We start from the raw sequence: 24099 nt of genomic DNA on the forward strand, positions 1-24099 counted from the left end.
ATTTGCATTGAAGAGGATCATGTTATGAATTCAAAATATAAAAACATCTTAGTTACTGGTGGTGCCGGATTTATTGGCGCTAATTTTGTTCGATACGTTGTAGCAGAACATGAAGATGTTTTTGTCACTGTATTAGATAAGTTAACTTATGCCGGAAATGAAGCTAATTTAGTTGGCTTACCAGCTGATCGTGTCAAACTAGTTGTCGGAGATATTGCTGATGCTGTTTTAGTTGATGAACTTGTTAAAAATTCAGACGCAATTATTCACTATGCAGCTGAAAGTCACAATGATAACTCATTAAAGAACCCAGCACCATTTATTCAAACAAATTTGATTGGCACATTTACCTTACTTGAAGCAGCAAGAAAGTATAATGTTCGTTTCCACCATGTGTCGACAGATGAAGTATATGGCGACTTGCCATTAAGAGAAAATTTACCCGGACATGGTGAAGGTGAGGGTGAGAAATTCACACCGGTAACGCGATATAATCCATCAAGCCCATACTCGTCTACTAAAGCAGGATCAGATTTATTAGTGAGAGCATGGGTCCGTTCTTTTGGATTACAAGCTACTATTTCTAATACTTCTAATAATTACGGTCCATATCAACATATCGAAAAGTTTATTCCACGGCAGATTACAAATATATTAAGTGGCATCAAACCAAAGTTATATGGCGCGGGGAAAAATGTACGTGATTGGATTCACACATATGACCATGCGACAGGTGTTTGGGCTATTTTAGAGAATGGAAAAATTGGGGACACATATTTATTGGGTGCCAATGGGGAACAGGATAATCTGACAGTGCTGCACATGATATTAGCTGATATGGGGCATTCAGAGGACGATTTTGATTTTGTGCAGGATCGTGCTGGTCATGATCTGCGTTACGCGATTGATGCAACAAAGACCCGTGAAGAATTGGGATGGGAACCAAAATATACTGATTTTTCAAAGGGCTTGAAGGATACAATTGAATGGTATACTGAAAATGAGTCTTGGTGGAAAGCAGAAAAGGATGAAGTTGAAGCAAAGTATGCTAAGAACAATCAATAATGGTTGGAATCCGGCATAGCTTCTGTTCAAAAAAGAGGTCTTAGAATGAAAATTTTAGTTACCGGTGCGAATGGCTTCTTGGGTCGCGGCATTGTTTCTCAACTATTAAATTTAGGCAATGAGGTTGTTGCAACTGATCGCTCAACACAATTAGTGACAGATTTAGCACAGAGAGTCGATGCAGATTTGTTTTCTGTCGACGATCCATACAATTTCTTTGGGCAACCAGATGCTGTATTACATCTGGCGTATCGTAATGGATTTGTGCTAAATGCGGAAACACATTTAGAGGACTTGGCCTTGCATGCTAACTTCATCAAGTTACTTGTTGAAGGTGGTATTAAAAAGGTTGCCATTATGGGTACAATGCATGAAATTGGGTTTCATGAAGGAAGCGTTGATGAAACAACACCAACCAATCCAATGAATTTTTATGGAATTGCAAAAAATGCATTACGTGACTATACAAAAATTGTGACGAACCAAGCTGGCGTTCAAATGCAGTGGTTACGGGCGTATTATATTGTTGAAAACACAGCGTATGGTAATTCGATCTTTTCCAAATTATATCAGGCTGATGAAAATGGTGATTCTGAATTTCCATTTACATCAGGCAAAACACAGTATGATTTCTTAGACTATGCTGATTTTGCTAATTATGTTGCACATGTGGTTAGTCAAAATGATATTGATGGCATTATTAATATTTCCTCAGGAGAACCAGTTTCTTTGTCAAGTCGAGTCGAACGTTTTATTAAAGAAAATAATCTGACAATTAAATTGGCTTATGGTAAGTTTCCAGATCGTCCTTTTGATCCAAAGGCAATTTGGGGAAATAATCAAAAACTTAACATGATTATGAATGAGGAAAATTGAATATGACAAAATATAATGTAATAGATACAAAACTTCAGGATGTTAAAATACTGGAACAGCCATATTTTGGTGATAGTCGTGGTTTTCTAACTGAAGATTATTCGGTTAAAGATTTATTATCTGCAGGAATTGATATCAATGTTGTATTGGAATTTCATTCGTACACTGCCAATGCTGGTACTCTACGTGGATTGCATATTCAGGATGGTATACATTCTCAGGCTAAGCTGGTCCGTGTTATTACCGGCGTTGTTTACGATGTATTAGTAGATGTTCGAAAAGGGTCACCAACATTTGGACATTGGCAAAGTTTTATTCTTTCTGAGAGTAATGGCCGTCAATTATATGTACCTCGGGGATTTGCTCATGGTTGGTTGGCATTGTCTGATAATGTTAACTTTACTTATAAGGTTGATAATTACTATGCGCCTGAATCTGAAACACCAATTGCATTTGATGACCCAATGTTTAACATCGAATGGCCAATTGCACCAGAGAAAATGATTCTTTCGGATAAAGACCGTCACAATCCAAACTATGTAGATGCCGGTATTACGGCAATTTATGGTGAAATTTAAAGGTAAAAGGATGGAACATTAAGCTCCATCCTTATTTTGAAGATATGGAGACTTTGATGACAGAAAAATTAACACAAGACATTCTAAGGTCTTGGCAATGTGAAGAAGGCAATGTTAATTCGTATCAAGATATTCTTAATTGGATTACAGACCGGAATAAAAAAACAACTGTTGAGGTAAATCCAATTACTTTGGATCAATCGAATAGTTGGTATCATGATCAAAAGAACGGCTATATTACGAATGTTAATCATGGTTTTTTTCAAATTTCTGGTATTCAACTATTTGAAGATCAAGAATTAGTAAAAGAGCAACCAATCATCTTACAAACTGAAATTGGCTTTTTGGGAATGATTATTAAAAAAGTTGATGGGGTTCTTAATTTTTTGATGCAAGCTAAAATTGAGCCTGGTAATATTAATGCTGTGCAATTGTCGCCAACTATTCAAGCAACAAAAAGCAATTTCACTGCAAAACATGGTGGGAAAAAGCCGGCATATCTGGATTATTTTTTAAATTCTGAGAATTATCAAGTTCTTTATGATCAAATTCAGTCAGAACAAAGTGGACGTTTTTATAAGAAACGTAACCGAAATATGATTGTTTTTGTTGAAGATGAGATTGAATTGTTACCAAATTTTAAATGGATGACATTAGGACAAATTAAAAAAATGTTAGACGAGCCTAATCTTATCAATATGGATACACGTACGGTTATTTCTGGCATTCCTTTTCAAACGCGTCATTATTCTGATAAAGATTTGGAACTTTTATCGGAAACATTTACAGATATAAGTATGTTCAACTCTATATTTATTAGTGAACCTAGTGATTATTTACCTCAGATTACAAAAAAAATAAATGATTATAAAATGTTTACAAACTGCTGGACCCGAATAGTGCCTATATCAGAGATGAAGTCTTGGCGACTTAATCAGAACGGGATAAAAAGTTATACTAGTGATAATTTCTCCGTGGGTTATTTTGAGGTTGCAATTGAAGGTCGTGAAATTACAAGTTGGACGCAACCTTTGATTGTTGCTGAAGGTATTGCAGAATTAGGACTTATTTTGCGAAATCATCACGGTACAAAAGAAATTTTGATTAAGTTAACGCCTGAAATTGGGACAATGGATGCTATTGAATTAGGACCGACAATTCAATGGGAATCACTTGAACGTGGTGAAGCGCACAACAATGTTGAAAAATTATATTTGGATAACCTAGAACATAACGATCGCATCTTGCGACACGTTATGCTTTCTGAAGAGGGCGGCCGTTTTTACCACGAACAAAACTTAAATGTAATTATGGAAATTGGAAATGATGATTTGCAATCATTACCAGAAAACTATATTTGGGTTAGTTACAGTGCCTTGAACTATTTAATCCAAAGTAATAATGTATTAAATATACAATTACGTAATTTACTTTCAATGTTAATGATTTAAGAAGGGATGAAGTTATGGAGTATATGACATTGGGTTGTTCTGAATTGAATGTTTCCAAAGTTGGGTTAGGTGCGATGCGCATGGGAAATCGTAACGCTAGTGAAAACTTGGAAACTGTCAATTTTGCGTTAGATCAAGGTATTAATTTTTTTGATTCTGCTGATGTATATGGTAAAGGACAGTCTTCCATAAATTTGGGCCAGGCGTTAAAAGCAAGTGGAATTAGTAGGAATCAAGTAATTATCCAATCAAAAGGTGGTATCGTAAGAACACCAAGTGGTAATCGAGTGGACTTTTCAACACGTCAGATAATTAATTCAGTGGAAGAAGAATTAAGACGGTTACAAGTAGAATACTTGGATGTATTTTTGCTCCATAGACCCGATGCATTAGTTGAACCATTTGAGGTGGCTGAAGCATTTAATATCCTAGTTGAGCAAGGTAAAGTTCGTTATTTTGGGGTATCAAATCAAAATTCTGGACAAATTGATTTACTTAAAACAGCTATTAGTCAACCATTGGTAACAAATCAACTGCAATTTGGTTTGATGCATTCAGGCATTGTCGATGAAGGTATGCGAGTTAATATGACAGGAGACATGGCGGCAAGTCATGATGGTGGCATCTTAAACTATAGTCGGATTCACAAAATGACAATTCAAACGTGGTCTCCATTACAGATTGGCTATTTTGGTGGCGTGTTCATCGATAATCCTGAATATGTAACTTTAAACAAAAAACTTGAAGAGATTGCGGACAGGCACAACACGAATAAAAGCGCCGTGGCTATCGCTTGGACTTTACGTCATCCGAGTCAAATGCAAGTTATTTCTGGATCAATGAGTAATACGCACATTCAAGAGATGTCTGAAGGCAGTGAAATTAAATTATCGCGACAAGAGTGGTATGATTTATATCAATCGGCTGGCAATCAAGTGTTATGAGTTTGATGCCTGTGACAGTAAAATGAGCATTCCGAGTTTTAGCTGTATGCTTACATGGATGTGTGCTGTTACACGAATAATTCATCCAGTATAATCAAAAAGGAAAAAACATGGTTCTAAATGCTTTTAGATGGGTATTTTAGGGCTTTTTTTGTTGCAAAACTAAATTAAAATGTGTTATATTTTTAACGAATTTATAGTTATTATTATTTATGAATATGGAGTAAAAATGAAAGCATCAAAAAAAATTTTGTGCAAACTAATTTTGATTATTGTCGCAGTCGGTGGGGCGTATAAGATTGGCACAATTCGTGATAATAGGCAAGACCAAGCTAGCAGTTCACACCAGGTTGAATTAAATTCAAGTAAAAAGGCTAAGTCGAATGTCACTAGCAAAGATACCGACAAGAATTTGCCAGATAAATCATCATCGTCGTTTCTTTCTGGTGGTGAAGCTAGTGAAGCCTCATCAGAACTAGAAACTTTAATGAAATCAACATCAGGTATTAGCATCACAAAAGAAAATGTTCAGGAAGCTAGAAATCAAATTCGTGCACAAGGAATTAACGATGGTGATTTTTCAGACCTTGATATAGCTAAAGTAATTGATAAGGCTAATCAATCCAGTTTGGATTATAAGTCGGCCATTAAGTCAATATATCCTCATTATTTTGATTGAGGAGTCTAGTTATTGTTAAGTGTAAGTAGGAGATTAGTATTATGAAACTATGGCAGTATGTCATACTTTTTACAGGTTGTATCGTCGGCTTTGAAACGACACAACAAGAAAACGTTAGCGCGAACAGTGTTAATGATTATATCTATTCGAAGAATTTTCAGGCGAAAAATAGTTCCAATTATATTCAACAATGGTTGAACAATCCGAATTGGGAAGGTGTTGATATGAATTATCGACATGGCAGTCCAGAAGGTGTTTTGGTTCATGAAACAGCAAATAGCAGTGATAAAAATAACCCTAACGCAATTTGGAATGAAATTAATTATATGTTAGGTCATGCTGAATCGGCATTTGTTCATTCATTTGTAGATGATTCAAGTGCGATTGAAATTGCGAATCCATCATTTAAGTCATGGGGAGCAGGTGCAGAAGGAAATAGACGTTTTATTCAAACTGAGCAAGTTCAGGTTGAAGGAAAAGAGGCTTTTGCTCAAGAATTATTCAATTTGGCTGTTCTTCAGTCCCGATACTTAGCGACTTATAATTTGAGACCTAGTCTCGGAAATACAGTGTGGAGCCATGCGATGGTTTCACAACAGCTTGGCGGTACAAATCATACAGATCCAGATGGATATTGGGCGGACATGGCAGCTAGGTTCTATGGTACAACGTATACAATGAATGATTATGAGTCCTTATTGGAGAACGTATATAATAAAATTACCCCGCATGTGACTTATGCTAGACCGGTTGATTATGTGGCGACAATTTCTGTTGAGAATTCAAGTGGCGCTGGGATTGATAAAAATCAGCCCTATCTCATTCCAGGTTCGGAACATTTTGGTTGGGCTAAAGATTATAATCATCAATTAGTTCATATTACGCAGGAAATGACAACGTCAAATACTGAAGTTGTGTGGGTGTCGTTTAAGTTGAATGGCATAACCGTATATATGCAAAAAGATTTGGTTAAACCAGGGGCTTTCATTTTAGAAACCAAACCAGTGAATTATACGGCTCATATTGACGGCATTAATAGCGGCTCTGGTATCGATGAATTCCAACCTTATCAAGTTGCAGGCTCACAACACTTTGGCTATGCGCGTGACTATGCGGGTCAAGAAATCAAGGTTGTCAATGAGATAAAAACGTCACATCAAAATGTGACGTGGGTTGAATTTGAATTGAATGGTCACCGTGTCTATATGGATAAGGCAAGTATTAGTCAAAACGATTATATCGTGTCATATAAACCAGTGAATTATACAACCAAAATAATTGGTGATAATGCTACTGCTGGAATTGATACAGTTAAGCCTTGGCGAATTGATGGGTCACAACGTTTTGGGTACGTTGGACAGTATAAAAATCAAGAGATTACAGTGACCGCTGAAATTAGAACGGCATATAATGACGTCACGTGGGTTGAATTCAAGTTGAATGGGCAGACAGTGTATACAGACATAGCCAATTTGAAACGCTATGCAACGATTACACAGTCAGTTGATGTCAATTATACGGCTACGATTCAAGCTAAAAATAGTAATCAAGGTATTGACACCGTACAACCATATAATGTTGCAGGTTCACAACACTTTGGTTGGGCACGTGATTATGATGGGAAACTAATTACAGTTACAAAAGAAATTACGACAACAGATAATGTTACTTGGGTACAATTTAATTTGAATGGTACAACTGTATTTATGGATAAAAGAGTTTTGATAGTTTAAAACTATGTGACATTCAATAAGAAAGAGTAATGAACGGATTAGTTTAGTTCAATTCGATTCTGCATTTAATGTATAGTTAATTTTTAATGTGATAATGATAAGCTAGCTGTAGGAAATGAAAGAAAGGAGTTGTAATGAAAAGTAAACATAATATATCACCACTGAAATACTTGTTGATATTATTTCTCTTACCTGTGATACTTGGGTTATTTAAGCCAACCGTTCAAGCCGATACGATTAGCAATTTTAAGAATTGGGTAGCACCAGGTGTTCGATCATCAGCGACAAGGTATAATACTTGGGGATCAGTCATGATGGCACAAGCTGCGCTTGAATCTGGTTGGGGACAATCGGCTTTATCAACACAGGCAAATAACTTTTTTGGTATCAAAGGAACTTATAATGGGCAGTATGTGACTATGCGGACTGCCGAGTATGATGCAAACGGAAATATTTATTACGTCAATGCACAGTTTCGAAAATACCCTTCACCTGAGCAATCAATGGATGACAATGGTAGTTTAATTAGAAATGGATTAAGTTGGAATCACGCTTATTACTCACAATCGTGGAAAGAAAATGCAAAAACTTATCAAGATGCTGCAAGAGCATTAGTAGGTAAGTATGCGACTGATCCGAATTATGGTAGTAAACTAATTGACTTAATTTCACAGAATGGTTTTGATAAATTAGTTGATGGTAATTATATTACGTATGCACGTGATGTGAATTACGATGCAAAAATTATCGATAATAATAGTGGTGCAGGAATTGATAAAAATCAGCCCTATCTCATTCCAGGTTCGGAACATTTTGGTTGGGTACGTGATTATAAAGGTCAAATTATTCATATTAAACGTGAATTAACAACATCCAACACTAACGTCGTTTGGGTAGAATTCTCGTTAGATGGGCAAATATTGTACATGCAAAAAGATTATGCTATGCAAGGTATGTTCGTTTTAGAAACCAAACCAGTGAATTATACGGCTCATATTGACGGCATTAATAGCGGCTCTGGTATCGATGAATTCCAACCTTATCAAGTTGCAGGCTCACAACACTTTGGCTATGCGCGTGACTATGCGGGTCAAGAAATCAAGGTTGTCAATGAGATAAAAACGTCACATCAAAATGTGACGTGGGTTGAATTTGAATTGAATGGTCACCGTGTCTATATGGATAAGGCAAGTATTAGTCAAAACGATTATATCGTGTCATATAAACCAGTGAATTATACAACCAAAATAATTGGTGATAATGCTACTGCTGGAATTGATACAGTTAAGCCTTGGCGAATTGATGGGTCACAACGTTTTGGGTACGTTGGACAGTATAAAAATCAAGAGATTACAGTGACCGCTGAAATTAGAACGGCATATAATGACGTCACGTGGGTTGAATTCAAGTTGAATGGGCAGACAGTGTATACAGACATAGCCAATTTGAAACGCTATGCAACGATTACACAGTCAGTTGATGTCAATTATACGGCTACGATTCAAGCTAAAAATAGTAATCAAGGTATTGACACCGTACAACCATATAATGTTGCAGGTTCACAACACTTTGGTTGGGCACGTGATTATGATGGGAAACTAATTACAGTTACAAAAGAAATTACGACAACAGATAATGTTACTTGGGTACAATTTAATTTGAATGGCATAACCGTATATATGCAAAAAGATTTGGTTAAACCAGGGGCTTTCATTTTAGAAACCAAACCAGTGAATTATACGGCTCATATTGACGGCATTAATAGCGGCTCTGGTATCGATGAATTCCAACCTTATCAAGTTGCAGGCTCACAACACTTTGGCTATGCGCGTGACTATGCGGGTCAAGAAATCAAGGTTGTCAATGAGATAAAAACGTCACATCAAAATGTGACGTGGGTTGAATTTGAATTGAATAGTCACCGTGTCTATATGGATAAGGCAAGTATTAGTCAAAACGATTATATCGTGTCATATAAACCAGTGAATTATACAACCAAAATAATTGGTGATAATGCTACTGCTGGAATTGATACAGTTAAGCCTTGGCGAATTGATGGGTCACAACGTTTTGGGTACGTTGGACAGTATAAAAATCAAGAGATTACAGTGACCGCTGAAATTAGAACGGCATATAATGACGTCACGTGGGTTGAATTCAAGTTGAATGGGCAGACAGTGTATACAGACATAGCCAATTTGAAACGCTATGCAACGATTACACAGTCAGTTGATGTCAATTATACGGCTACGATTCAAGCTAAAAATAGTAATCAAGGTATTGACACCGTACAACCATATAATGTTGCAGGTTCACAACACTTTGGTTGGGCACGTGATTATGATGGGAAGCTAATTACAGTTACAAAAGAAATTACGACAACAGATAATGTTACTTGGGTACAATTTAATTTGAATGGTACAACTGTGTTTATGGATAAAACGCTGTTGCTTCAACAACAAAATCAAGAAGTAACGGTTATTAATCGCAAGGTTGTTAACTACAATGCAACAATAATTGTAGATCAATCAAGCGGACAGGGAATTAATGCTAACCAACCTTATTTGGTACCTGGTTCAACTTTTTATGGCTGGGCAAATCAGTATTCTGGTCAAAAGATACAAGTGATTGCAGAGTTGGTGACTTCGAATGCACCTGATATTGTTTGGATTGAATTTAAATTAAATAATACGATTGTATTTATTGACAAAAGTTGTGTTATTGTTGGCTAAAAAAGCACCTAGAAAGTTAAATTTCTAGGTGCTTTTTTTTGATTGAAAACAAGCAAAAAAATGCTATGGTATACTATTGAAAGAGATTAAATTAATTACGATGAAAAGTGATAGGAGATAATAAAATGTCTTGGGAAGATAATTATCAAGTTTGGGCAAATAAGACTGACTTACCTAAAAACTTACAAACAAATTTAGAACAAATGGCAAATGATGATGCAGCCAAGGAAGATGCTTTTTATGCACCATTAAGTTTTGGTACTGCCGGCATGCGTGGCTTGTTGGGTGCAGGTATTAATCGCATGAACATTTATACGGTTCGCCAAGCAACAGAAGGCTTAGCACGTTTAATTGATTCTTTAAATGATGAATCAATTAAGGCTCGTGGCGTAGCGATTTCATATGATTCACGGCACTTTTCTGCAGAATTTGCTTCTGAAGCTGGACGAGTGTTGGGTGCGCATGGTATTAAAGCGTATGTTTTTGAAGCATTACGGCCGACACCAGAGTTATCATTTGCTGTTCGGTATTTGCACGCTTATGCTGGTATCATGATTACTGCATCACATAATCCCAAAGCCTATAATGGGTATAAGATTTATGGGGAAGATGGTGGACAAATGCCACCGAAGGAATCAGATATTATTACTGAATCAATTCGTCAAGCCAATATGTTTGACGTGCCAGTTGGTGAGTTGGAACAACTAAAATCAGCAGGGTTATATCAAGTAATCGGTCAGGTAGTTGATGATGCATATTTGGCAGAATTAAAAACTGTTTCTGTTGACCAGAAATTAATCAATACCGTTGGAAAGGATATGAAATTGATTTATTCTCCTTTGCACGGTACGGGTGCGTTAATTGCTGGGCAAGCCTTGCGTAACGCTGGGTTTGAAAATGTTATGATGGTACCAGAGCAAATGGCGCCAAATGGCGATTTTCCAACGGTTGAATTACCAAATCCTGAAGCCCCAGAAGCACTGGCAATGGGTATTGAATTAGCTAAGAAAGAAAAAGCAGATGTCGTGATTGCGGTTGATCCAGATGCTGATCGTATGGGAACCGCAGTGCGACAGCCGTCTGGCGATTATGTGTTATTGACTGGTAATCAAATTGGTGCGGTTCTGATGCACTATTTGTTGACTGCCAAGCGGGCGACGGGTACTTTGCCAGAAAATGGTGTATTAGTTAAATCAATCGTTTCTTCAGAATTTGCGGCAAATATTGCTGAAAGCTTTGGCGTTGAGACAATCAATGTTTTGACGGGCTTTAAGTATATTGCTGAACAAATTCAAAATTATGAACAAACTGCCGCACACACATTCTTGTTTGGTTTTGAAGAGTCATACGGTTACTTAGTAAAACCATTTGTTCGCGATAAGGACTCAATTCAAGCAACCGTCCTTATGGCGGAAGTGGCAGCATACTATAAGTCATTAGGAAAGACTGTTTACGATGGTGTCCAAGAGCTATTCCAACAATATGGATATTTTGTTGAAAATACGAAGTCATTAACTTTTGCTGGTGTTGATGGAAAAGACAAAATTGCAGCCTTGATTGCAAAGTTCCGTGCACAAACACCGGCACAATTTGGCGGGATCGAAGTTGTTCGTGTGGAAGACTTTGCCAATGCGACTGATAAAGATGTTGCAACAGGTCAAGTTACACAAATTACATTACCAAAGGCTGAGGTGCTGAAGTATTGGCTATCTGATGGGTCTTGGGTTGCCGTACGACCTTCAGGAACAGAGCCTAAGATTAAATTCTACGTTGGTACGAAGGGTGAAACAGAACAAGTCGCAAATGATAAATTAGCTGCAATTCAGGCGACAATTTCAGAATATATTGATTAGTCGGATTGCTTTGTAAAGGACGACATTTTAGATAGGGAGACAGACAATGACATTATTAATTTTAGTTGCTGTAGTTGTGGTGCTAGTGATAGCTTATATCAGTATTTACAATGGTTTAATTAAAAGCCGTATGAATACAAAAGAAGCATGGTCTCAAATTGATGTGCAATTGAAGCGGCGGAATGATTTGATTCCGAATTTGATTGAAACCGTTAAGGGTTATGCAAAATTTGAACAAGGTACTCTAGAGAAAGTGATTAGCTTACGAAATCAATTAGTTTCAGCCCCTAGTGATGACCAGAATGCAACAATGCAGATTTCTGATCAATTATCTTCAAGCTTAAAATCAATTTTTGCAGTTGCAGAGTCATATCCTGATTTAAAAGCCAACCAACAATACGCAAAGTTAATGGAAGAGTTAGCTAATACCGAAAATAAGATTGCATATTCGCGTCAATTGTTTAACACAACAACGGCCACTTACAATGCAAAACTACAGATGTTCCCAACCTCTATTGTGGCTAATCTAGGACATTTTCAACCTGCAACGTTCCTAGAAACACCAGAAGAAGAAAAAAAGACACCAGTTGTATCTTTTGATGAAAACGGGTTATAAGGAGTGTTAAGGCATGCTGTTTGATCAGATTGCTAAAAATAAGCGTAAAACAATTGGCTTGTTTGTTGGTTTTTTCTTGTTTATGGCAGTGGTAGGCGCAGCGCTTGGTTATTTTATGTGGCGTTCAGTTGAAACAGGGCTTGTCATTGCATTAGTTGTTGGTATTGTTTATGCCGGTTATATGTATGGTCAATCTACTGACGTTGTCATGAGTATGAATCATGCACATGAACTAACTGGGCCTGATGAAAACCCAGAATTATGGCATATTGTTGAAGACATGGCGCTTGTGGCTCAAGTGCCGATGCCACGTGTTTTCATTATTGATGATGCATCACCGAATGCATTTGCGACAGGTAATGATCCACAACATGCAGCTGTTGCTGCTACAACAGGTATTTTAGATCGATTAAATCGAAGTGAACTTGAAGGTGTTATGGCACATGAGATGACACACGTCCGTAACTACGACATTAGATTGCAGACAATTGCTGTAGCGTTAACCTCAGCCATTGCATTACTGGCAAATTTTGGTACCAATTTTATGTTTTGGGGTGGTGGACGTCGTAGTGATAATGATCGCGAAAGTAATAATGTTGTTGGTATCATCTTATCGTTACTAGTGCTGGTTCTAGCGCCAATTATGGCAAGTATTGTGCAGCTTGCCATCTCAAGAAATCGAGAATATTTGGCTGATGCTGGTGCTGTTGAATTAACAAGAAATCCGGAAGGGCTTATATCAGCTCTTCAAAAAATTTCTAATAGTGAACCAATGTCAGAACAGAATGTTGCACCTTCCAGTGCTGGTTTATACATTAGTAATCCATTGAAATTAAATGGCATGAATGAATTATTTGCGACTCATCCGCCAATGGATAAACGAATCGCTGCTTTACGACAACTATAGTCCATTTAGCGCATATTACGTCTTTGTAATGTGCGTTTTTTGATGTTGGAAATTAAAATTTTGTTCACCTATAGATAAAGTCATATCAATCTATTGATGTCTATTCATCTTAAAAGTATGGTACATTAATATTATTAAATCTGTTGATAATGTTCAAAGTGATGCATAAATTGAACACTTGAAACTAATAAGTTGAATTGAGATAGATGAGGCATTGATTGCCAAATACAAGTAGTTAATTCTTAAACGATGAACATTGACATTGAGATTAAATTTCTTGCGTATAAATAAGTTATTGGTAAAGGAAATGAAATGAGATTTTTTAATAGGCACGTGGATTGGTTCGCCTTTTTGACAGAACACTATTTTGCTTTTGGACAACGTGGGCATAATCCGTACACGCGTTCGCTACATTTGAATGAAGATGGACGAATTCATTTTGGGGTTAATGAAGATAGCCGCAATGAATATTATTGGCGGTTGAATGACCGTGAGTTATTATTCTTAAACGATGAACAAGAAGTGACTACGAGTTATACATTACCTAATAGTTTACAGGAACCGATGATTGGGAATTTTATTTTAGATGATGTCATTGAACACGAGTTGCGGCCAGTCAGTTTGGTAACGGCAACAGATGAGTTAACAGCTAAACAAACAGCCTTTGTAAAATCACGTTTTTTTGAATTAAAACAATCAGTGACTGATGCTTCTAGACGCAGTATGAGTGTCACACATCATCGCTTGATTCGCGTTGGGTTCATTTTAAACGCGGTTGAAACCTTGGATGCGTCAATTCCATTAATTCGTGCTTTGCAAAATGATGAACGCTTTGAGGTGAAAGTTGTTACGTTGAATCGCATTTTTAGGGGACAAGAACAAGCTGAAACACGTCAATTATTAGAAACTAAGTTGACCCATTTAGAAATCCCTTTTGTGAGAACAGAGGGATCCAATTCATACGATGTTGCAGCCCGATTAAAAGACTGGGCACCTGAATTTATTTTTAGGCAATCAGAGTGGGATCAAGATTTCCCGAGTGAATTCTCAATTCGTCAATTATATTGGACACGCGTAGGACATATTTCGTATGTGATTACTGAAAATTTAGTAAAAACCCCAAATATCGATTTACCATTTTTCATGCTAGATTATTATGAAAAAATATGGCGATACTTTGTGGCAAATGAGCTAACAAATGAAAGTAAAAAATTATTAGCACAAACATTTATTTCAGAAGATGTTTTCGCGCCAATTGGGTCAATCAAAGCAATTCAGATTAGAGACATTGCGCCTCATTGGCCAGTAGAAACACAAGCTAAGAAGGTCATTTGGATGCCGCATCATTCGATTGGGAATGAGTGGTTTGCTTTTGGCACATTTGATATGAATTATGAAATGATTTATGAATGGGCTAAGGCCCATCCAGAAATCTCGATTGTGTTAAATCCACATCCAAGTTTACCGGCAGTGATCGAAGCGGGAACGGGAGATATAACTTTCGAAGAATTCGAGGCTTTCTTGGAAAAGTGGGAAGCATTGCCAAATACGACTTACTTTATTCATCAGGAAAGTTATTCTGCTGTCGCAGCGGGTGATGTCATTTTGACAGATGGCATCTCAGTGCTTTATGAGGCACAAATTTTAAGGAAACCAATTGTTTACTTGGAGAATCAGGCGCATGTTGAATTGACAGAATTTGGAGAACAACTGATTCGTGGCGTACATCGACAGCCTATTTTTGAAGAGGCTTTGAAACAAGTTATGACGTTGCTCGACACACCGGATCCGTTATTACCATACCAAGTTGAAAATACAGCACCGTGGTTAGCTAATGAACATCCAGAAAATGCAATTATTGACGCAATGATTGACGAATTACGTTAATCTGATTGCCAGTTAGGGTTAGAAAACGTGTGATTTTTTTGACTGTTATCAAACCTGATATTTAGTTGGAAATTTCCAAAAGATAATTGAATATTGTAAAATGTTGGACTGCTATTTATGGTAAAATTAACCATAAATAGCAGTTTTTTTGTTATGCACTTATAAATCAAGGACGAGCAAGATGACCGATCAAGAAGAGTATCAAAAAATTATTTTAAAAATTAACGCTATGCCCCTGTGACACCTTCATTAGCGCGCGTAGGGATGATTCGTGAAATTTTATCGTGGCTTGGAAATCCAGATACTAAATTACGGATTATTCATATTGCTGGTACGAATGGTAAAGGTTCGACGGGCGCGATGTTAGCAAATGTATTGAATGAGAATGGCTATCGAGTGGGCCATTTTTCGGCACCTGCTGTCAATGATGATCGTGATGTGATTACCATGGATGGGGCAGTTATAGCGATGAGTGACGTTGTGAGCATTGTCAAAGACATCATTACACAAGTAAAAAAACATGGTGGTAACTTTTCAACCTTGGGCAAGTTTGAATGGTGGGTTTTGATAGCGCTAGTTTATTTTGGCAAGCGTGAAAGTGATTTTGTTGTTTTAGAGGCTGGCCGTGGTGGTCATATCGACGCAACAAACGCCATTTTAAATCCATACATGGTTGTTTTCACAAAAATATCATTAGATAATATTGGGATTACAGGGAAAACTTTGGTTCAAGTTGCAAAAGATAAAGCTGAGATTATTAAGCCGGGTGCTCTCGTAGTGAGTTATCCTGGACAAGATTTAGATGTGTTGAAGATATTAAAGAACAAAACAATTAGTGCAGGAGCAACTTGGAATCCACTTCAAACACCAACCATCACGGTTTTATCGAGTGAACCGCAAGGTTTACATTTAAATATTAATGATCTTCAAGATTTATATCTATCACTCACAGGAAATTATCAAGCGAATAATTTAAATACAGTCGTTCAAGTCATTGACCTGTTACGCTCAAAGGGCTTTCGACTGGCAAAAGATCGAACAGCAACGGCCTTAGCTCACGTGTCAATTCCAGGTCGCATGGAGTATAATGCAGACCGCAACATTTTGTATGATGGTGCTCATAATCCAGAGGGAATGCGTGCTTTAGCAAACGCGATTCGTGCTTGGCACTTACCCTTTAAACCCACTTTTGTGCTTGGATTAATGGATGATAAGAACGCGCATGAGATGATTGATGAAGTAACTGCTGTTGCGGCGACTATTATTGCTGTCACACCAGACCAAAAAGGGGCTATGACTGCTGATGAATTGGCTGCATACGTCGTCATGAATGCGAATGTTGACGTTGAAATTGCCGATGATCCAAGTGCTGCGGTGCAACTTGCTCGTCGGAATCGAGAATCATCTAAATCATTAATTGTTGTGACGGGATCGTTTTTCACACTACATGCAATTTTCAATGAAGACGAGGTGTAAAAAGCACATGGAATTATCATCTGAACAAATAACACATTTATTAGAATCTGAAGCGCTACTAAAAGCTGCGCCAAACTCAGAATTTAAGATTGAACATCTTGCCTATAATAGTAATGATGTCACAACTGGTACGTTGCTCTTTATTAAAGGAAATTTTAAGAGCGAATATCTGCAAAGTGCGATTGAAAAGGGTGTGCGAGCAATTGTCGCACCATCGACATTTGAACAATCATTCGAAGCGTTGCCAACTTGGGTTGTTGATGACGTTGCGATGGCAATGAGTGTTGTAAGTATGGCTTTTTATGAGTATCCACAGAATCAATTGGCATTGATTGGAATTACGGGTACTAAAGGTAAAACTTCGGCGGCTTATATGGCTTATGAAATTTTATCAGCCTCGACGGACAACAAAGTTGCCCTATCCTCTACGCTAAGCATTATTACTGGTAATGCACCAGAGTATCATTATCGAGCACATTTAACGACACCTGAATCACTTGACTTATATCGCTATATGCGAGAAGCAGTTAATAATGGCATGACACATATGGTGATGGAAGTTTCATCTCAAGCATATAAAATGCAACGCGTTTATGGTTTGAGATATAATGTTGGTATTTTTTTGAATATTTCGCCCGATCACGTTGGCGAAAATGAACATCCAACTTTCGAAGATTATCTCCAACACAAAATGATGCTAATTGACCATTCTGAACAAATTATTTTAAATGTCGAAACCCAACATTTTCATGAGTTAATTGAACGTGCGGCACTTGATTTGCCACGTGATGGTATATGGTTGTATGGATCAGATGATGAGCGTCAAGAATTAAAACCTGATATTGCTTTTGAGACATTAACGTCTAATCTTCAAGGCTCAACATTTCGTTTGAGAGAAGTGGACCCACAAGCTAAGCGCTTAAATCTTGTCGCAGACTATCAACTAGACATGCCAGGTGATTTTAATGAAAGTAATGCGACTGCGGTCGCCATTGCGACGCGTTTAGTGGGCGCTGATGTGGAGGCGATTCAAACTGGATTAGCAACGGTTAGGGTCCCTGGACGTATGCAAATGCTAACAAGTCACGCACATGGTACGATTTATGTCGATTATGCGCATAATTATGCGTCTATTACAGCACTATTACAATTCGTACGACAAAACGAATCTGTTGATCGATTAATGTTGGTTGTCGGGGCACCGGGTAACAAAGGCGTTTCACGACGTCCAGGAATTGGAAAGGCAGCCAATGAAGGTGCGGATATTGTTTATTTGACATCTGATGACCCACAATATGAAGATCCCAATACGATTGCTGATGAAATTCAAGCTTATATTACACGCTCTGATGTTAAAGTGATGCGAGAGATGGATCGTCAAAAAGCAATTGCAGCAGCAATTACTGCTGCAGGTCCAAGAGATGTGGTTGTATTAGCAGCAAAGGGATTGGATGAATATCAAAAAGTAAATGGGGTGGATACACCTTATAAAAATGACTGGCAGGCTGCGTGCGATATCATTGATAAACTAGAAAAATAGGCATTTTTTTGGTATAATTGGCAGGTTGACTTGCTAGTTTTGCAAGACTTAATTATTTTATAAATATAAATAAAAGGGGGAAATACGTGATGGCAAAGAAAGAACCTGCAGTGAATACATCTGAATTTGACTTAGGAGATTACGTTGAAGCACCGGCTTTTGCAAATTTTGAACATAAATTTAAAGGGATTGTTGAAAAAATTTACGAACATGCCCTATTGGTTATGATCACCGAAAACGATCCAGAGGATGACGCAACGGTAGTTGAATATAACCGTCGTGCGATTACACGTATGTCTGAGACAAAGATTCTTGTAAAGACTGATAATCCAGCACCACGTGATTTACCTAAAGATGAAGATGAAGAAGAATTACCTGAATCAATCCGATCAGAAGTTCAAGTTGATGAGCCTGAAGAGGAGGAAGAATAATGAATTATAAAGCGCAAGTTGCTGATGCGCTGCATCAAGCCTTACCTGAAGTAGATCTTGACGCAATTAGTGCAAAAATTGAAGTTCCAAAAGACACGGCAATGGGTGATTTTGCTTTCCCAACATTTATTTTGGCAAAGCAATTGCATCAAGCACCACAAGTGATTGCTGAAAACTTGGTTGATCAAATTGATGTTAAGCCGTTTAAACAAGTTGTGGCTAATGGCCCATATGTCAACTTTTTCTTAGATCAAGCTAATTTTGGGGCGACTGTCCTCAAGACAGTGCTGGAGACTGAAAATTACGGACATAATACGGATGGTGAAGCCGGGCACGTGACAATTGATATGTCATCGCCAAATATTGCCAAGCCAATGTCTATGGGACATTTACGCTCAACAGTTATTGGAAACTCGTTGGCTGAGATTGCAAATGCTAATGGGTATCAGCCAATTAAAATTAATCATTTGGGTGACTGGGGAACTCAATTTGGTAAGTTGATGGTTGCCTATAAGTTATGGGGATCAGCTGAAGAGGTTAGTCAGGATCCGATTAATACTTTGGTAAAGTATTATGTTCGCTTCCATGCAGAAGCCAAGGAGCATCCTGAGATGGATGACGAAGGTCGTGCATGGTTTAAACGCCTTGAAGATGGTGATGAAGAGGCACATGAATTGTGGCAATGGTTCCGTGATGAATCATTAAAAGAATTTATGGATTTGTACGATACATTAGATATCCAATTTGATTCATTTAATGGGGAAGCATTTTATAATGACAAAATGGATGGTGTCATCGAAACACTTGAATCAAGGAATAAATTGGTGACGTCGCAAGGTGCGCAAGTCGTCAATTTGGATGACTATGGTTTGAATGTTGCTATGATTAAGCGAACTGATGGGGCAACGTTGTATATGACACGTGACCTAGCAGCCGCAGTTTTCCGTAAGAAAAACTACAACTTTGTGAAATCACTTTATGTTGTTGGTGGTGAGCAAAGAGAACATTTCCAACAGTTAAAAGCTGTTTTAAAGGAGATGGGGTACGAATGGGCAGATGACATTGAGCATATCCCATTTGGTATGATTACGGTAGATGGCAAAAAGTTATCAACGCGTTCAGGGCGCATTATCTTGCTTAAAGATGTGTTAAATGATTCAGTTCAATTAGCCTTACAACAAATTGATGAAAAGAATCCATCATTAGCCGATAAAGAAAAAATTGCGCATGAAGTTGGTACTGGCGCAGTCGTTTTCCATGATTTGATGAATGAACGAACTTTGAATTTCGACTTTAAGCTTGAAGAAGTCGTCCGATTTGAAGGGGATACTGGACCATATGTTCAGTATGCTAATGCACGAGCACATTCAATTTTACGGAAAGCTGGTCAATTAGAAATTGACTTTAACCAATTAACAATTTCGGATGAACATGTTTGGGAAACTGAAAAGCTATTAGCCGATTTTGAAGCGGTTATTCGTCGTGCATGGCGGGATCGTGAACCATCAGTGATTGCTAAGTATGTATTAAATCTGGCACGTACATTTAATAAATATTATGCGAATTCGAAGATATTAAACGATGATAACGAAAGAAACGCACGATTAGCCTTAGTTTTAGCTGTTTCACAAGTTTTGACGGAATCACTCCGATTACTTGGCGTAAAAGCACCAGTAGAAATGTAGTTTATAGTTGTATTGAAAGAAGGGGTTCATCCGAATCCCTTCTTTTTTGCATCGTTATGACGTTACATGAATTTTACGGAATTTGACAGTTGAATGACAAAAGTGATAGAGTAGGTATGACAACACTGACCAATGAGTCAGAAAGATTTGACTGATTGGTCACTTTTCATAGGAAGGGGACTTATGAGTTATTTAAAATATTCGCACATTACAAAACGTTATCAAAATGGTGCGATTGGCGTGAATGATGTGTCATTTGAAGCTGACGCTGGTGAATTTATCGTTCTCATCGGTACTTCTGGATCAGGTAAGACGACCTTATTACGAATGATTAATCGGTTAGTCACACCGACCAAAGGTGAATTGATTTTGGATGGCCAAAATATTAAAAAAATGGATGCCATTGCGCTTCGTCGAAAAATTGGGTATGTTGTTCAAAGTATTGGGCTAATGCCACATATGACAATTAGGCAGAATATGATGTTAGTGCCAAGTTTATTAAAGTGGTCAAAGGAACGTCAAGAAGAAAAGGCGACTGAATTAATTAAACTTGTTGATTTAGATGAGTCGATTCTTGATCGATTTCCGGCCCAGCTTTCGGGTGGTCAGCAACAACGGATTGGTGTCGCTAGAGCCCTGGCAGCTGAGCAAGATATTATTTTGATGGATGAACCTTTCGGTGCTTTGGACCCAATCACGCGTGAACATGTCCAACAATTAGTTAAAAAGTTACAGATGAAGTTAAAGAAGACGATTATCTTTGTGACGCACGATATGGACGAAGCACTAAAATTAGCAACGCATATCGGGGTAATGGACCACGGTCAATTAATTCAGTATGCGACACCAAACGAGATTTTACAGCACCCTGCCAGTGAATTTGTTGCGAAGTTGATTGGAGAAGAGCGCTTATTGGCCGCACAACAACAGACGATGACCGTTACCGAATTGATGAAAACGCAACCGGCCACGGTACTACCAAGTGCTTCGATTCGTCAAGCAATTGAGATTATGCAACAGCGATCTGTTGATACGTTATTAGTCGTTGATGAGACACATCACTTGTTAGGCGTTATGAGCTTGGCAATGTTAGATCAATCATTTGGACATGCAACAAGAGTTGCGGATATATATTCAGAAGACATTGAATCAGTATACAGTGATGATTTACTTAGAAGTATTGTCGGACGATTATTGCAAAACGAACTGAACTATATTCCAGTGGTTAATCAAGAACATGTTTTATTAGGGCTAGTGACCCGAAGAAATTTAGTTGAGTTAATGTACAATACGGTTTGGGGGACGCCAATCAATGAAAATGAGGTGAAGTCATGACTTTTTTGAATGAACACTTCATACCAGTCATTAATAAGATTGGTCAGCAATTATGGTTAGTAATCATCGCAACGTGCTTGGGGATTTTAATTGCTTTGCCCCTTGGTATTTTGGTCAGTCGCAATAAACGAGTTGCTAGAATTGTCATGCCGGTTGTGATTACATTACAAACAATCCCTTCACTTGCGTTATTAGCATTGCTTGTACCATTTATGGGGATTGGTGCTAAAACGGCCATCTTTGCATTAGCGTTGTATGCATTGCTACCGATTTTACAGAATACGGTTGTTGGGATTCAACAGGTACCGGCCAGTCTCAACGATGTAGCCTTAGCCTTAGGCTTAACACCACTCCAACGTTTGATAAAAGTATCGCTACCATTAGCATTGCCATTGATTATGCAGGGGATTCGGCTATCAACTGTCTACGTTATTTCTTGGTCAACTTTGGCAGCTTACATTGGTGCAGGTGGATTAGGTGATTATATATTTGCCGGCCTAAATTTGTATGATCCCAAGTTAATTTTGTTGGGCACATTGCCACTAATGCTTCTAGCAATTTTTGCAGATTCTTTGCTAAAACTAGCAACTCGAATTTTGGTGAAACGTTTCCACGTTGATGAGGTGATTGCATGAAAACAAAAAAGAAATGGGTGATTTTGGGGCTGTTTGCAATTGGAATTGGTGTTTTACTGGCCAGTCAGAATTTATTTTCCAATCAACGTCAGTCCAAAAATGAAGTTATTAAAATTGGAACCATGAATACCACTGAGTCTCAAATTGTTGGTAATATTATCAGTGAATTAATGACACATCGTTCGACACAAAAAACAATGATGGTTAACAATCTGGGGTCATCATCAGTTGCACATCAAGCGATGCTACGTGGTGATATTGATATCTCAGCTACTCGGTATACAGGTACCGAAATTGCGGCAACGCTGAATCAACCGGCAATTTTTAATCAACAGGAAGCACAGAAAGTTGTAAAGAAAGCATTTACTGAGCGCTTTAATCAGACCTGGTTTGATACATATGGCTTTTCAAACACATATGTTCTGTTGGTCACACCAAAAGTTGCAGAAAAATATCATTTGAAAACAATCAGTGACTTGGCGAAAGTTAGCTCAAAATTAACGATGGCCGTTGATTCATCTTGGTTTGAGAAGTCAGGGGATGGTTATGATGCATTTGTAAAGAAATACCAGACGAATTTTAAGCGTATTTTACCGATGCAGATTGGTCTAGTATACCCATCAGTTTCTAAAGGCAATGTTGACGTTGCTATGGGATACTCAACTGATAGCCGTATTATGAGCAGTCATCTTGTGATGTTAAAAGATGATTTACATTTTTTCCCAGCATATGATACTAGTATGGTTGTGTCAAATGAGCTGCTTAAACGTCAGCCACAACTGAAAGCTACTTTAAATAAGCTAATTGGACAAATCAACTTGGAAGAAATGCAAAAATTAAATTATCAAGTTGATCATCAAGGATTAGCACCTGAGAAAGTGGCACATGATTATTTAATGGAAAATAATTACTTTCAAGGGGGTAAATAAATGACAACTGGATTGATTGGACAAGTTTTTCACTATTATGTCGTCAATGGCATGTCAATTTTAGAAGCTATGGGACGGCAACTATTGATGACCTTTGATGGCGTTATGTTAGCTGTTATCATTGGATTACCACTTGGCATATTAGCGCAGCGTTTTAAGAAAATTGGGGCAGGGATTATTACAATCACTAATTTATTACAGATTATGCCTGGCTTGGCGCTGATGTCACTGTTGATGATTGTTTTTGGATTAGGTAGCCGAACTGTTATTATCACGATTTTTTTGTATTCACTGCTACCCATCATCGGCAATACTTTGTCTGGGCTATTGGCAGTTCCTAAAAGCTTGGAAGATGTTGGTAAAGGTTTGGGGATGACGCGTTGGCAAATCCTATTAAAAATCAATTTACCAATGGCACTTCCCGCCATTATGACTGGTATTCGGAATGCATTAATTGTTTCGATTAGTATCGCAACTTTAGGTGCATTCATTGGTGGTGGCGGATTGGGGGATTTAATTATTCGCGGGTTAAATGCAAGTGATGGTGGCGTCATTATTATTGCTGGTGTTTTACCAACAATTATTATTGCTGTGCTCGGTGATTTTTTGATACAGAAATTAACACAGTACTTACAAGTATAAACGGACTAGACGTTGAGGCTAACGTGTCTAGTCTTTTTTTATCTCAATTCCCAGATTAATTATGTATGATGCCATCGACGGTAAAACTTAAATAGCTGATGATTT

General features: G+C 37.7%; 20 protein-coding genes. All 20 read left to right on the plus strand.

The window, feature by feature from the left end; all coding sequences use genetic code 11:
- Positions 1-24: 24 nt before the first annotated feature.
- The 20 genes from rfbB (at position 25) to H9L19_RS07555 (ending at position 23994) form a co-directional block, all read left to right on the plus strand.
- A complete protein-coding gene (gene rfbB, locus H9L19_RS07460) occupies positions 25-1065 on the plus strand; it encodes a dTDP-glucose 4,6-dehydratase (protein WP_187529028.1) in 1041 nt (346 codons plus the stop codon).
- A 45-nt stretch (positions 1066-1110) separates the two neighbouring features.
- A complete protein-coding gene (locus H9L19_RS07465; protein WP_187529029.1) occupies positions 1111-1941 on the plus strand; it encodes an NAD-dependent epimerase/dehydratase family protein in 831 nt (276 codons plus the stop codon).
- A 2-nt stretch (positions 1942-1943) separates the two neighbouring features.
- Positions 1944-2519 carry a dTDP-4-dehydrorhamnose 3,5-epimerase gene (gene rfbC, locus H9L19_RS07470; RefSeq protein ID WP_187529030.1) on the plus strand — a complete coding sequence of 192 codons (576 nt, stop codon included), beginning with the start codon at positions 1944-1946 and terminating at the stop codon, positions 2517-2519.
- A gap of 56 nt (positions 2520-2575) precedes the next feature.
- Positions 2576-3970, plus strand: coding sequence for an NDP-hexose 2,3-dehydratase family protein (locus tag H9L19_RS07475; protein ID WP_187529031.1), 1395 nt, complete (start codon positions 2576-2578; stop codon positions 3968-3970).
- Between the two features lie 14 nt (positions 3971-3984).
- Positions 3985-4914 carry an aldo/keto reductase gene (locus H9L19_RS07480; protein WP_187529032.1) on the plus strand — a complete coding sequence of 310 codons (930 nt, stop codon included), beginning with the start codon at positions 3985-3987 and terminating at the stop codon, positions 4912-4914.
- Between the two features lie 229 nt (positions 4915-5143).
- Positions 5144-5593, plus strand: coding sequence for a hypothetical protein (locus H9L19_RS07485; protein ID WP_187529033.1), 450 nt, complete (start codon positions 5144-5146; stop codon positions 5591-5593).
- A 41-nt stretch (positions 5594-5634) separates the two neighbouring features.
- Complete coding sequence (locus tag H9L19_RS07490; RefSeq protein WP_187529034.1) at positions 5635-7326, plus strand: GW dipeptide domain-containing protein; 1692 nt, start codon at positions 5635-5637, stop codon at positions 7324-7326.
- Between the two features lie 134 nt (positions 7327-7460).
- Positions 7461-10058 carry a GW dipeptide domain-containing protein gene (locus H9L19_RS07495; protein ID WP_187529035.1) on the plus strand — a complete coding sequence of 866 codons (2598 nt, stop codon included), beginning with the start codon at positions 7461-7463 and terminating at the stop codon, positions 10056-10058.
- 125 nt (positions 10059-10183) lie between these two features.
- On the plus strand, positions 10184-11911 hold the full coding sequence (locus H9L19_RS07500) for a phospho-sugar mutase (RefSeq protein WP_187529036.1): 1728 nt from the start codon (positions 10184-10186) through the stop codon (positions 11909-11911).
- Positions 11912-11957: 46 nt separating this feature from the next.
- A complete protein-coding gene (locus H9L19_RS07505; protein ID WP_187529037.1) occupies positions 11958-12527 on the plus strand; it encodes a LemA family protein in 570 nt (189 codons plus the stop codon).
- 13 nt (positions 12528-12540) lie between these two features.
- Complete coding sequence (gene htpX, locus H9L19_RS07510; RefSeq protein ID WP_187529038.1) at positions 12541-13434, plus strand: zinc metalloprotease HtpX; 894 nt, start codon at positions 12541-12543, stop codon at positions 13432-13434.
- Positions 13435-13746: 312 nt separating this feature from the next.
- Entirely contained in the window at positions 13747-15321 is a 1575-nt protein-coding gene (locus H9L19_RS07515; RefSeq protein WP_187529039.1) for a hypothetical protein, read from the plus strand.
- Positions 15322-15558: 237 nt separating this feature from the next.
- Positions 15559-16797 carry a bifunctional folylpolyglutamate synthase/dihydrofolate synthase gene (locus H9L19_RS07520; protein WP_243198168.1) on the plus strand — a complete coding sequence of 413 codons (1239 nt, stop codon included), beginning with the start codon at positions 15559-15561 and terminating at the stop codon, positions 16795-16797.
- A gap of 7 nt (positions 16798-16804) precedes the next feature.
- Positions 16805-18337: a UDP-N-acetylmuramyl-tripeptide synthetase gene (murE, locus tag H9L19_RS07525; RefSeq protein ID WP_187529040.1), complete on the plus strand. Its 1533-nt coding sequence runs from the start codon at positions 16805-16807 to the stop codon at positions 18335-18337.
- 89 nt (positions 18338-18426) lie between these two features.
- Entirely contained in the window at positions 18427-18768 is a 342-nt protein-coding gene (locus H9L19_RS07530) for a hypothetical protein (RefSeq protein ID WP_187529041.1), read from the plus strand.
- Positions 18768-20453 carry an arginine--tRNA ligase gene (argS, locus tag H9L19_RS07535; RefSeq protein WP_187529042.1) on the plus strand — a complete coding sequence of 562 codons (1686 nt, stop codon included), beginning with the start codon at positions 18768-18770 and terminating at the stop codon, positions 20451-20453. Before H9L19_RS07530 ends, argS begins: the two co-directional genes overlap by 1 nt.
- A gap of 183 nt (positions 20454-20636) precedes the next feature.
- Positions 20637-21788 (plus strand): ABC transporter ATP-binding protein, encoded by a 1152-nt coding sequence (locus tag H9L19_RS07540; protein ID WP_243198169.1) that lies wholly within the window; start codon positions 20637-20639, stop codon positions 21786-21788.
- On the plus strand, positions 21785-22423 hold the full coding sequence (locus H9L19_RS07545; RefSeq protein WP_187529044.1) for an ABC transporter permease: 639 nt from the start codon (positions 21785-21787) through the stop codon (positions 22421-22423). Before H9L19_RS07540 ends, H9L19_RS07545 begins: the two co-directional genes overlap by 4 nt.
- Positions 22420-23352, plus strand: a complete 933-nt coding sequence (locus H9L19_RS07550) for an osmoprotectant ABC transporter substrate-binding protein (protein WP_187529045.1) — start codon at positions 22420-22422, stop codon at positions 23350-23352. The genes H9L19_RS07545 and H9L19_RS07550 overlap by 4 nt, the downstream gene beginning before the upstream one ends.
- The gene (locus H9L19_RS07555) at positions 23353-23994 is read left to right on the plus strand and encodes an ABC transporter permease (RefSeq protein ID WP_187529046.1); all 642 of its coding nucleotides are present in this window, start codon (positions 23353-23355) and stop codon (positions 23992-23994) included.
- The last annotated feature ends 105 nt before the right edge of the window (positions 23995-24099 follow it).

This window comes from Weissella diestrammenae (genome assembly GCF_014397255.1).
In the GTDB taxonomy this organism is placed as follows: domain Bacteria; phylum Bacillota; class Bacilli; order Lactobacillales; family Lactobacillaceae; genus Weissella; species Weissella diestrammenae.